General features: G+C 63.1%; 10 protein-coding genes. 6 read left to right on the forward strand and 4 right to left on the reverse strand.

Annotated elements, in window-relative coordinates; genetic code table 11:
* Positions 1 to 53: 53 nt before the first annotated feature.
* Both gmd and ABR323_RS10405 read right to left on the reverse strand, forming a co-directional pair.
* Positions 54 to 1,172, reverse strand: a complete 1,119-nt coding sequence (gene gmd, locus ABR323_RS10400; protein WP_439449241.1) for a GDP-mannose 4,6-dehydratase — start codon at positions 1,170 to 1,172, stop codon at positions 54 to 56.
* Between the two features lie 33 nt (positions 1,173 to 1,205).
* The gene (locus ABR323_RS10405) at positions 1,206 to 2,372 is read right to left on the reverse strand and encodes a nucleotide sugar dehydrogenase (protein ID WP_439449242.1); all 1,167 of its coding nucleotides are present in this window, start codon (positions 2,370 to 2,372) and stop codon (positions 1,206 to 1,208) included.
* Between the two features lie 490 nt (positions 2,373 to 2,862).
* Between ABR323_RS10405 and ABR323_RS10410 the strand changes: the two genes are divergently transcribed.
* From ABR323_RS10410 to ABR323_RS10425, 4 genes are all read left to right on the forward strand, one after another.
* Positions 2,863 to 5,088 carry a polysaccharide biosynthesis tyrosine autokinase gene (locus tag ABR323_RS10410; RefSeq protein WP_439449243.1) on the forward strand — a complete coding sequence of 742 codons (2,226 nt, stop codon included), beginning with the start codon at positions 2,863 to 2,865 and terminating at the stop codon, positions 5,086 to 5,088.
* Between the two features lie 98 nt (positions 5,089 to 5,186).
* Positions 5,187 to 6,080, forward strand: a complete 894-nt coding sequence (gene ubiA / locus ABR323_RS10415; protein WP_439449244.1) for a 4-hydroxybenzoate octaprenyltransferase — start codon at positions 5,187 to 5,189, stop codon at positions 6,078 to 6,080.
* A 269-nt stretch (positions 6,081 to 6,349) separates the two neighbouring features.
* Positions 6,350 to 7,774, forward strand: a complete 1,425-nt coding sequence (locus ABR323_RS10420) for a short-chain fatty acid transporter (protein ID WP_439449245.1) — start codon at positions 6,350 to 6,352, stop codon at positions 7,772 to 7,774.
* A gap of 273 nt (positions 7,775 to 8,047) precedes the next feature.
* A complete protein-coding gene (locus tag ABR323_RS10425) occupies positions 8,048 to 8,221 on the forward strand; it encodes a hypothetical protein (protein ID WP_439449246.1) in 174 nt (57 codons plus the stop codon).
* A gap of 54 nt (positions 8,222 to 8,275) precedes the next feature.
* Here ABR323_RS10425 and ABR323_RS10430 read toward each other — a convergent pair whose 3' ends face one another.
* Complete coding sequence (locus tag ABR323_RS10430; protein WP_439449247.1) at positions 8,276 to 8,902, reverse strand: YiiX/YebB-like N1pC/P60 family cysteine hydrolase; 627 nt, start codon at positions 8,900 to 8,902, stop codon at positions 8,276 to 8,278.
* A gap of 82 nt (positions 8,903 to 8,984) precedes the next feature.
* On the opposite strand from ABR323_RS10430, the gene ABR323_RS10435 reads away from it, so the two are divergent.
* Both ABR323_RS10435 and ABR323_RS10440 read left to right on the forward strand, forming a co-directional pair.
* Complete coding sequence (locus ABR323_RS10435; RefSeq protein ID WP_439449248.1) at positions 8,985 to 9,512, forward strand: hypothetical protein; 528 nt, start codon at positions 8,985 to 8,987, stop codon at positions 9,510 to 9,512.
* Between the two features lie 73 nt (positions 9,513 to 9,585).
* Positions 9,586 to 11,433, forward strand: a complete 1,848-nt coding sequence (locus tag ABR323_RS10440) for a M3 family metallopeptidase (RefSeq protein ID WP_439449249.1) — start codon at positions 9,586 to 9,588, stop codon at positions 11,431 to 11,433.
* 25 nt (positions 11,434 to 11,458) lie between these two features.
* Here ABR323_RS10440 and ABR323_RS10445 read toward each other — a convergent pair whose 3' ends face one another.
* On the reverse strand, positions 11,459 to 12,130 hold the full coding sequence (locus ABR323_RS10445) for a VOC family protein (RefSeq protein ID WP_439449250.1): 672 nt from the start codon (positions 12,128 to 12,130) through the stop codon (positions 11,459 to 11,461).
* Between the last annotated feature and the right edge of the window lie 9 nt (positions 12,131 to 12,139).

Genomic DNA, 12,139 nt, shown 5'->3' on the forward strand with positions numbered 1-12,139 from the left:
TCTACGTAGACCCAGCGCACAATCACCGGCAGGTATTGCGGTGGATGCGCTTGCTACTCTCTTGTGATGGTTGGTTGATGCCCTGCCTCGCGCAGCAATGCAATCTGACGAGCGATGCTCAGGTCGGACGCCACCATTTCCTTCACCATCTCCTGAAGAGTGATCTGGGGCGTCCAGCCCAGCTCGGACTTCGCCAGAGATGGGTCGCCGAGCAGGGTTTCCACCTCGGCTGGACGATAGTAGCGCGGGTCAATGGAAACAATAATATCCCCTGCCTTCACCGCCGGCGCCGCATCGCCAGAAACTCGCTGGACAATCGCTCTCTCATTGACTCCGCTGCCCTGGAACTCCAGCTCGATTCCCAGTTCAGCTGCAGACAGGCTGATAAACTCGCGAACACTGTATTGCACACCGGTGGCAATGACAAAGTCACGGGGAGTTTCCTGCTGCAGCATCATCCACTGCATGCGCACGTAGTCCTTGGCATGTCCCCAGTCGCGAAGGGCGTCCAGATTGCCCATGTAGAGGCAGCTCTCAAGTCCTTGGGCGATGTTCGCCAGGCCTCTGGTGATCTTTCGAGTCACGAATGTCTCGCCGCGGCGCGGACTTTCATGGTTGAAGAGCACGCCGTTGCAGGCATACATGCCATAACTTTCGCGATAATTCACCGTTATCCAGTAGGCGTACAGCTTTGCGACACCATATGGACTTCTCGGATAGAACGGCGTGGTTTCCTTCTGCGGAACTTCCTGGACAAGGCCGTACAATTCCGAGGTGGATGCTTGATAGAAACGCGTCTTGTCCACCAGCTTGAGGAATCGGATCGCTTCCAGAAGGCGAAGCGTTCCAATAGCGTCGACATCCGCCGTGTATTCGGGCGCCTCGAAGCTCACAGCGACGTGGCTTTGCGCGCCCAGATTGTAGACTTCATCGGGCTGAACTTCCGACAAGATGCGAGTGAGATTGCTGGTGTCGGTCAGGTCGCCATAGTGCAGGTGGAAGCGTGGGTCCGGCTTATGCGGATCTTCATAAATGTGATCAACACGCTGGGTGTTGAACAGGGAGGCTCGGCGCTTGATGCCGTGCACTTCATAGCCTTTGTCGAGAAGCAATTCCGCCAGATAGGAGCCGTCCTGGCCGGTGATGCCTGTAATCAATGCGCGCTTTGTCATTTATTCCATTCCTTTCGTATATATTCTGGCAGTTCAGTCGGCACCGAAGAGATCGCGGGTGTATACCTTGTGAGCAACATCCTGAAGTGAAGAGGCGAATCGATTCGCTACGATGACATCGGCCCGGCTCTTGAATTTCCGCAGGTCACTTATCACTTCAGAGTTGTAGAATTCTTTGTCGGAAAGCACCGGCTCGTAGACGATCACTTCAATTCCCTTGGCTTTTATTCTATTCATCACGCCCTGTATCGCGGAAGCGCGGAAATTGTCAGACCCCGATTTCATTACCAGCCGGTACACGCCGACTACGCGAGGATTCCTTGCGATAATCTCATCTGCAATGAAATCCTTGCGGGTACGGTTGGCTTCGACGATGGCATGAATCAGGTTCTGGGGAACATCACTGTAATTGGCAAGAAGCTGCTTGGTGTCCTTGGGCAGACAGTAGCCACCATAGCCAAAGGAAGGGTTGTTGTAGTGGCCACCGATCCTCGCATCAAGGCTGACCCCCTCGATGATCTGGCGGGTGTCCAGTCCGTGGCTTGCGGCGTACGTGTCAAGCTCATTGAAGTATGCAACGCGCATCGCCAAGTATGTGTTGGCGAACAGCTTGATGGCTTCAGCTTCGGTCGAGTCTGTAAGGAGGACCGGTACATCTGTGCTGAGAGCACCGTCCTTCATAAGCTCGGCAAAGGCGCTCGCCCTGTCAGAGCGCTCGCCTACGATGATGCGGCTTGGATGAAGATTGTCATAAAGTGCTCTTCCCTCGCGCAAGAATTCCGGCGAGAAAATGATATTGTCGCTACCGAAGCGCGTACGCAGGGCATTGGTGCAGCCGACTGGCAGGGTTGACTTGATCACCATCAACGCCGATACATTTACCGACAGCACATTCTGAATGACCGATTCAATCGAGCTGATATCGAAGAAGTTAGTGCTGGGGTCATAGTCAGTCGGCGTTGCAATAATTACGAGGTCGGCATCTCTATATGCTTCCTTCCAATCATGGGTGGCCGTGATTTTCAGATCCTTCGTGGCCAGATACTCGCAGATTTCGGCGTCCTCCACCGGAGACAGCCGGGAATTGAGCTGAGCCACGCGATCCTTGTTGATATCCGTCGCAACGACTTCGTGCTTCTGCGCCAGGAGCACCGCATTCGAAAGGCCGACATACCCAGTTCCCACGACAGCGATCTTCATTCAATTCCTTTTGTAGCGGCCTTGCGTTTGGGCTTAGCGGGTTGAAGGCGTTCCGGTCCGCACGCCTCCCGGCAGATGCCAGGTAGCGCGGGGGACGGATGCTACTACAGAGATCGGCAGGTCAGTCGATCCCCTCCCCGTGCCGGTCCAGTTCATGGCGGATTCAAAGCCCATTGAGACGGGCGCGCGTCGGAGGTGTTGATGGCCTCCTGTGAGTGGTCCGAATCATAACAACCTAGGACCTCAGCTGCCCGGCGACCTATCCTCTTCAAGCTCACGGCGCATTTGTGAGCGTCGTTCATACTTCGTTGGGCCTTGACATCGGGTACACTGTCAGGCTCGGCTGGCGGTGAGACGGCTGAAGAAGAAGTGGTGTGCGCATTCATGTATTACTCGGCCGCTTGATCGGCCTTGCTCACGCCACGTGGCACCCCTCTATGCGAACGAGCGATTGGACTTGTTCGATCGTTCCTGACTTGAAGTGAAATCGATGACGAAGCAGACGGAAGCCCGTGCAATCAAGGATGACGAGATCGACCTTCGAGAGCTGCTGGGTGTTTTGATTGACCGCAAGTGGCTTGTGGTCGGTGTGACGGCCCTGTTTTGTGTACTCGGTGCGGTTTATGCCGTGCTGGCTCCCCCCATCTATCGAGCTCAGTCGATGGTGCAGGTTGAGTCCAAAGTGCCCAGCATCCCTGGCTTGGCAGATCTCGCCTCCTTGGGCGGAGGTGGCAGTACAGCGGCAACGACTGAAGTTGCGTTGCTGACATCCCGCACTGTCATTGGCAGCGCCGTAGACAAGCTAAATCTTGAAGTGCAGATCGAGCCCAAGCGTCTTCCAATCTTTGGCAATTTCTTCGTTCGCCATTTCAAGCCCGAGACAGAGAACCAGGTGGCGCCGCCAAAACTGGGTCTGTCCCGGTATGGCTGGGGCGGAGAGCTTCTGGGCATCCATCGCCTTGAAGTTCCTCTGGCGTTTGTGGGCAGCGCCATGATCTTGGAGGTTGGTGATAGCGGGAAGGATTACTCTCTATTTGACGAAGACGGCGACCTTGTACTGAAGGGGCAAGTTGGCGTACCTGCGAAGGGCCATGGGGTAGCCTTGGAGGTTGATACGCTGCGGGCTAACCCCGGGACGCAGTTCGAAGTGACGCGTCTTCGTCGGCTGGACGTGGTCGCCGAGCTGCAGGACGATATCAAGGCGACGGAGCAGGGGAAGGAGTCCGGTATCCTGCTCCTCTCGTATGAGAGCGCCGACCCTTTTATGGCCGAAGCTCTGGTCCAGCATGTTGCCGATGCATATGTCCGTCAAAACGTAGATCGCAGCTCTGCTGAAGCTGCCTCGCAGCTGCAGTTTGTTAAGGATCAGTTGCCTACGATCCGCCGCCAGGTGGAGCAGGCGCAGGCTGCAATGAGCGCCTACCAGTCGCAGTCCCGGTCGGTGGACATCACCATGCAGACCAAGGGTCTGCTGGAACAGGAAGTAGCCGTCGAAGCCAGCATCCAGCAGCTGCGCCTGAAGCAGGCCGAAATGGATCGGAGCTTCACGCGCGAGCACCCGGCTTATCGGGCGCTTATGCGTCAGATCGGCGATCTGGAAAGCCGCAAGGGCGGCTTCCAGAAGCAGGTGGGGGATCTACCTGAGACCCAGCAGGAGCTGCTGCGCCTGACCCGTGACCTGCAGGTCAGCAATGAGCTCTATACGGCGCTTTTGAACCAGGCGCAGCAGCTTGACGTGGCCCGTGCAGGCGCGGTCGGCAATGTGCGTATCGTCGATCCGGCCATCGTTGACATCGCCAACCCGGTTGCACCCCGCAAGGCCTTGATCGTCGCCATCGCCACACTCCTTGGTGCCTTCCTTTCGATTGCCTTCGTTTTCCTCCAGCGCATGCTCAACCCGGGCATCGAAGACCCGGCGGATATCGAAGCCCTGGGCCTGCCGGTCTATGCCGCCATCCCGCTCAGCGTGTCCAACACTCTGCCTAAGCTGCGCAAGGGCAAGCACGGTACGCGCGTGGTGGCCGACGGTCGCCAGCACCTGCTGGCGGTGACCGCTCCGGCCGATCCGACCGTGGAAGCGCTGCGCAGCCTGCGTACCAGCCTGCACTTCGCCATGCTGGAAGCGAAGAACAACATCCTGACCATCTCGGGCCCGCGCCCGGGCGTGGGTAAGACCTTCGTGTCCACCAACCTAGCCGCAGTCATCGCGCAGGCAGGCCAGCGCGTGCTGGTCATCGACGCCGACATGCGCAAGGGCACGCTGCACAAGATCCTGGGTGTGTCGCACCAGAAGGGCCTGTCGGACATGCTGGGCGGCAAGCTCAGCGTCGATGACGTGATCCATCCGGTGTCCGGCTTGGACAACATGCACTACATGGTGCGTGGTGACATTCCGCCGAACCCGGCCGAGCTGCTGATGCACCCGCGTTTTGCGCAGATGCTGCAGGAGATGTCCGGCAAGTACGACCTGGTGATCGTCGATACGCCGCCGATCCTGGCTGTGACCGATCCGGCGCTGGTCGCCACCCACGCTGGTTCGAGCCTGCTGGTCACCCGTTTCGGCGTGAACCAGGCCAAGGAAATCGAGCTGACCCTGCAGCGCTTCGAGCAGAACGGCGTGCAGATCAAGGGCGCGATCTTCAACGCGGTCGAGAAACGTGCCACCGGCTATTACAGCTACGGCTATTACGAGTACAAGTCTGACGAGAAGGCCTGACCACTTCGCAGGGCAGGATATCGGGGCCCGGTGCGCGCAGACGCATCGGGCCCTGTCGTTTCTGAGCCTCACCCCCGGCGCAGGAGTATCCTATCGCCATGGCTGATACCCCCCTTACTTCGCCGCAGTCGCCGGCGACGCCGCGTTGGCGGCACTACTGGAGTCTGATGCGCGCCGATCGCCCGATCGGCACGCTGCTGCTGCTGTGGCCCACCTGGTGGGCGTTGTGGCTGGCCGCGGGCGGTCTGCCTCCGCTGTGGACCCTGTTCGTGTTCACTGCCGGTGTGTGGCTGACCCGCTCGGCCGGTTGCGTCATCAACGACTACGCCGACCGCTGGCTGGACCCGCACGTGGAGCGCACCAAGGCGCGTCCGCTGGCCACCGGTGCGATCAGCGGCCGCGCCGCGCTGGCGCTGTTCGCCGTGCTGATGCTGGTGGCGTTCGGCCTGGTGCTGACCCTGAACGGACTGACCATCGGCCTGAGCTTCATCGGCGTGTTCCTGGCCGCCAGCTACCCGTACCTGAAGCGCTACACCCACCTGCCGCAGGTGTATCTGGGCATGTCGTTCGGCTGGGGCATTCCGATGGCGTTCGCCGCCGTGCAGGGCGAGGTGCCGATGCTCGGCTGGCTGCTGTATGCCGGCAACATCCTGTGGTCCACCGCGTACGACACCTGGTACGCGATGGTCGACCGCGAGGACGACCTGAAGATAGGCTCGCACTCCACCGCGATCCTGTTCGGCGACCTGGACCTGGTCATCCAGGGCGTGCTGTACGCACTGTTCCTGGCCACGATGGCGCTGGTGGGCGTGCGCGGCGGACTGGGCGGGTACTACCTCGCCGGTGTGGCCGTGGCCACGGTGCTGGTGGTGTACGAGTTCTGGATCTGCCGCAACCGCGAACGCGGCCCGTGCTTCAAGGCGTTCCTGCACAACAACTGGGTGGGTGCCGCGCTGTTTGCCGGTATCGCCGTGGACCTCGCGCTGCGCTGAGCCCAGGGTGAGGTAGAGCCGGCCGCTGGCCGGCTGCACACGTGTGCGCTCCCGAGATTGCCGGCCAGCGGCCGGCACTACCGCCCTCCACCACCTACGACCATCCATGGGCTTGGTAGAGCCGGCCGCTGGCCGGCTGCACCCGTGCGCGATCCCGAAGTTGCCGGCCAGCGGCCGGCACTACCATCCCGCCACCTACGACCAATAGGTGGCTGACAGGCCACACCCCACCGCCCAGAATCGGGCCATCGAACCTGGGAGGGTGGATGATGGCCTCGACGGCAGCAGTACAGGACGGCTGGATGGCGCGCGCAGCATTGCGCTCGGCCGCATGGGCGGAAAAGTGGTTCCCCGACGCGTACGTGTTCGCGGTGCTGGGCGTGGTCATCGTCGCGTTGGCCGCGATGGGCTTCGGCTCGACCCCGCAGGCCACCGCCAGCGCCTTCGGTGACGGCTTCTGGAGCCTGATCCCCTTCACCATGCAGATGGCCTTCGTGGTCATCGGTGGCTACGCCGTGGCGACGGCGCCGGTGGTCGCACGCTTCATCGACTTCCTCGCCCGTGTGCCGCGCACCGGCCGTGGTGCGGTGGTGTACGTGGGCCTGGTCAGCATGCTCGCCTCGCTGCTGAGCTGGGGGTTCTCGCTGGTGTTCGGCGGCCTGCTGGTACGCGCGCTAGCGCGCCGCACCGAACTGCGCATGGACTACCGCGCTGCCGGTGCCTCGGCCTATCTGGGCCTTGGCGCGGTGTGGGCGATGGGATTGAGCTCGTCGGCCGCGCAGCTGCAGGCCAACCCGGCCAGCATGCCGCCCGGTCTGGTGGAAATCACCGGCGTGTTGCCGTTCACCGAAACCATCTTCCTGTGGCAGTCGATCGCGCTGACCTCGGTGCTGATCCTGGTTTCGCTGCTGATCGCCTGGCTTACCGCACCGGCGGCCGGCAGTGCGCGCACCGCCGAGGAGTTCCCCGGCGCCGCGCAGGCCGAACCGGAGCCGCTGCAGCAGCGCACGCGCCCGGGCGAATGGCTGGAATACAGCCCGCTGCTGACCGTGCTGCTGTCGCTGCTGGCGTTCGGCTGGCTGTTCAACGAGTTCGCCAACAAGCCGGTGATCACCGCCATCGCCAACCTCAACACCTACAACTTCCTGTTCATTTCGCTGGGCCTGCTGCTGCACTGGCGTCCGCGCAGTTTCCTCAACGCGGTAGCCAAGGCGGTGCCGAGCACTACCGGCGTGCTGATCCAGTTCCCGCTGTACGGCGGCATCGCGATGATCCTCACCCACGCTGCCGGCGGCGATGGGCAGACCCTGGCGCACCGGCTGTCGAGCCTGTTCGTGCACGTAGCCAGCACCGATTCGTTCGCGCTGGTGATGGGCGTCTATTCGGCGGTGCTGGGCTTCTTCGTGCCGTCCGGTGGCGGCAAGTGGATCATCGAGGCACCGTACGTGATGCAGGCTGCCAACGAACTGAAGGCGCACCTGGGCTGGGCGGTGCAGGTCTACAACGCGGCCGAAGCGCTGCCGAACCTGATCAATCCGTTCTGGATGCTGCCGCTGCTGGGCGTGCTGGGCCTGAAGGCACGCGACATCGTGGGCTTCACCTTCATCCAGCTGCTGGTGCACATCCCGCTGGTGCTGGGCTTGCTGTGGCTGCTGGGGATGACCTTGGCGTATGTGCCGCCGGTGATGCCCTGAATGCAGCATTGGCTTCCCTGCGTGAGCCGGGAAGCCAACCTTGTTCAGCGCGTGTTTCCGGCAGCGAATGCCATGAATGCGCGAAACGCTGAAGACTTCATGAGCACATGCCGAACCCGCATGAATTCTTCAGCCGCTTGTGCCACAAGGGCTTCCGCGCGTTCATTCACGGGCGTACACACAGATGTAGCCGCCCCCCCACGCGTGATTAACCATTCGCTGCAGACGATGGCCACGTCCACCGCATTCCGCGAGTGGCTTTGGAGATCGGACATGGCACAGCAGAACCAGAACCCGAACCAGAAACAACAGGGCCAGCAGAACCAGCAGGATCAGCAGCAGGGTCGCGGCCGTGACCAGCAGCAGCAACAGCAGCAGGAACAGCAGCAGGAACAGCAGAAGCGCAACCAGAACCAGCAGCAGGGCGGCAACGACGAAGAAGAATGACCGCGCCGTGCATGCGGAGTGACCGGTGAAGCCCCGCCACGTGCGGGGCTTCGCTTATTCCAGCACGCCGATACGCTGCAGCACCGGCGCCGCCGACATGTCGTTCGGGTTGGTGCCGGGCTGGTCCTGCGGCACGTCCATGCCCATGCCGCGGTACAGATCCACCCAGTGCTGGGCGATCTCCCCGGTCTGCGGGTTGCGGAAATTCATCGGCTGCAATGCGAACACGTGGTGCGCACGGAAGGCGCGTTCGATGAAGTCCGAGCAGTAATAGCTGTCTTCGTTCAACACATACGACGTGTTGTACGGCTTGCCCAGCATCGTGCGCGCGGTGGCGACCGCATCCTTGATGGCCGCCTGTTGCGGCGCGCGCAGGCGATAGACCACGATCTGCCGCTGCTTGGCGCGCGCGTCCTGGCGGAACTCGGCCAGCGATTGCCGGCGCGATCCTTTCTCATCGGCGTGCAGCACATCCCAGCCCTTCGGCGCCGAGGCGACCAGGGCGACGTGATCGAAGCTGGGTGCGCCCTGCTTGCCGGTGGCATCGTCGATGGCCGCACTGAGGCCGCTGCGGCCGGCGGTGACGAACAGCAGGTCGCCTTCGTGGACATCGATGGCCATCGCCACGGCCGGCCATAGGACGGGCAGCAGCAGGCCGATCAGGAGCAGGAGGCGATGCATGAGGACTCTCGGACAGGCGGAATGCCGGAATTGTAGGGTGCGCGGTAGCATGGAGCGACCGGACCGGATTCAGGATGAGCCCATGCGTCGATACCCTTCTGCTGCACTGCTGATGCTCGTGTGTGGCATCGGGTTGGTGGGGTGCACGCCTGCGCCGCAGGCAATGCCCGCCAACGCCGCACCTGCCACGCCGCCGCCTCCCACCGCGGCGCCAGCAACCATCGCCGCAAGGGTCGAGCCCGCGCCGGTCCCTGCCCGCAGTGAATGCCCTTACCCGGAATTCGACGCGTTCCTGAAGCACTTCGGCAACGAGATCGCGCTGCAGGAAAAGACCACTGCCGATCCTTTGCTGGACAGCTACATCGATGCCGAGGCCGAGCCGGAACCGCGCAAGGTGGAAAGCCGGTTGGCGCTGGCCGATGTCGAGTGGCCGGTGATGCCCGATCCAGCCGCGTTGGCCGGGCAGGGCCGCGAAATGCAGGTCAGCAGGTTGGCCGATGGGCAGCGGCAAGTGCAGATCCGCACACCGGACAGCAGCGACCAGCAGACCTATACCTTTGCGCAGGCGCCTTGCTGGACACTGGTCAAGCGTGAGGACGAGTCGATCTGAAGCCTGTTCCGGCACAGGCGCGGCGGGCCAGTGGCTGCTAGGCTCGAGGCCTGGTCCAGGCAGGGAGACGCCGATGCAGGCTTTCAGGAAGCGCACCACCACCGCCGCCGTTGCCGCCGTATTGGCGATAGCCCCCTTCAGCGGCGCCCAGGCACAGTCGGTGCATGCCGATGACCGCGCCTACTTCGCCACCGCCACCGCCGAACAGGCCGCGCGTGACGTGCTGGGCAAGCGCGTCGAGGCCCTGCAGCAGGCGTCCACCCTTGCACCGGCGGAACGCTTCCGGCAGGCCGAGGCCCTGGAAGCGCAGTGCCTGCGTCATCTCGCCTACCTGCATCTGCAGTCCGCCCGCAACGCCCGCGATCATCGCCCGGCACAGGCGCTGGACCAGGCAATGGGGCTGTGCAGCCGCATTGCCCGCACCGGTCGCGCTGCATTGCGTGAGGCGCCTGTGGACGCAGCGTGGGCCGCGCCCTACGGCTTCCTGCGTACGCGTGCGCTCAAGGAGGCTGCCGCTCCGGCCAATGCCGCGCTGGACGAGGCCGTGGAGGCGCTGGCCGATCCGGCGCTGGACAGCTTCGCGCGCCTGCGTGGGCAGATACTGCGCAGTGCCGAGTATCCGCAGATCGCACGCGATGGACGGCATTGGGATACGGGACGCGACAAGCAGACGCTGGCCCAGCAGCCCGACCGCAGCCTGCGCGAGGCCGGCTGGAAGGGCTACTGGCAGGGGCTGCACTCGCGCCGTGAGCCGATGGCTTCGGTGCTGCTGGGGCTGGTACAGGTGAATGACGCCGCCGCACGCCTGCAGGGTGATGGCTCCGCACCGGCGCGTGGCTACCAGCGCATGGGTCTGGATACAGCGGCGGTGGATGCGACGCTGGTAGCCATCGAACATCACGCCGGAGACCGCCGCGCCTACCAGGAGATGCTGCTGCGTCACGCCGCACGTTCCGGCATCGATGCGCCGCAGATCTGGGATACCACGGTGCCCGATGCCGGCTACACGCCACCGGTGCTGACGCTGACGCAGCTGCGCGACAACGCCGCCGATGCCATGCAGCACCTGGGGCCGGAGTACGTCGCCGAACTGCGCGCGCTGCTCGATCCAGCCAACCAGCGCATGGACCTGGCCACCGAGCGCGGCAATCGCAGCCAGGATGCGTTCGCGGTGAACGCTCCTGGCGCGCCGGCGATGTTGTACGTCGGTGTGCGCAGCGGGGATCTGGAGAGCGACGTCGAGATCGCCCATGAAGCCGGTCACGCGTTGCACGGTGAGTGGATGCAGCGTGGCCACGCATCGCCGCTGCACCGCAACGGCAGCCAGTGGCTGACCGAAGCCTTCGCCATCTACAACGAGCTGCGCTTCCGCGACCAGCTGTATCAGCAGGCACAGGACCCGCGCGCCAAGGCCTACTACCTGAAATCGTTGCTGGACGACATGGTGCTGCAGCTGTTCACCTCCTCCGAGGAAGCACAGCTGGAGCAGTCGATCTACCGGGGTGTAGCCGACAGCACGCTGGGCACCGCCGATGACCTGGACGCGCTGACCGGGCAGGTGCTCGCGCGCTTCGGCCAGCAACCGGAGCGCTACCCGCAGCTGCGCAACACCTGGATCGGCAAGCGCCTGATGTATGAAGACCCGAACTATCTGGTGAACTACCTGTATGCGGGGTTGCTGGCCGTGCAGCTGTATGTGCAGGACCAGCGTGACCCGGAAGGGTTCCGTGAGCGTTATCTGGCCGTGCTTGGCGAGGGCTTCGATCGCGCGCCGAACGAGCAGGTGGCGCAACTGCTGGGGTACGCGCCTGACTGGGCGGCCCTGGTCGATGCCGATCTGCAGGTGTTCAACCAGACGGCGGCACAGCTGCAGGCGCTGCATGCGCAGATTGAAGCAGGGCGGGGTGTACGCACGCAGTAGCGCGTGCCGTGTCTGCAACGGCGGGTCAGGTCGAGACGACCCGCCAGCCCAAGGCATCGTCGACGAGCTCGCCGCTGCCGGCGACCTCGCCCACACGCAGCAACAGGCCCTGTGCATTGGGCAGGTCCTTCTGCTCGGGGAACCAGCGACGATCGGCGGCGACCACGATCAGCAGGCCCTCGTCGTCGCCCATCGGCGCGAACTGCGGTGAGGCCGGGCTGATCGGTTGCAGGCCGAAGCGTTGATTGGAGTGTTCGCGCACAGCATCGACATCGTGGCTGGGCAGGCCGACCTCGCTCAGGCAGGTCAGTTCGCTGCCATGGAAGGCGCCTTCGCGCGCACTGGCCGGCAAGCGGCGGCGGCCGATCAGTTCCAGGATCAGGCCGTCCGGGCCGGTGAAGTACACCGACTGCGACTGCCAACTGCTTTCCAGTGCGAAGTAGTCCAACCCTGCAGGGTTACGCTGCAGCGGCGTACGTTCGCGCAACCACGCCATCGCCTCGCTGAAGCGGTTGTCCGGCACGTTGAACGCCAGATGCACGCCGCCGACCGGACGTCCTTGCGCAGGCTGCAGTTCGATCGTGCTCCAGCCGACGTGCACATGGTTTCCGACCACACGCTGCTGCAGCACATCGTGGAAGTACGCGGCCACGGTGGCGACATCGGACACCGGCAGAGTGAGGTGCAACAGGCGCATGATCAATCC

Origin of the sequence: Stenotrophomonas sp. ATs4, assembly GCF_051861585.1 — a bacterium.
Lineage (GTDB): Bacteria > Pseudomonadota > Gammaproteobacteria > Xanthomonadales > Xanthomonadaceae > Stenotrophomonas > Stenotrophomonas maltophilia_AS.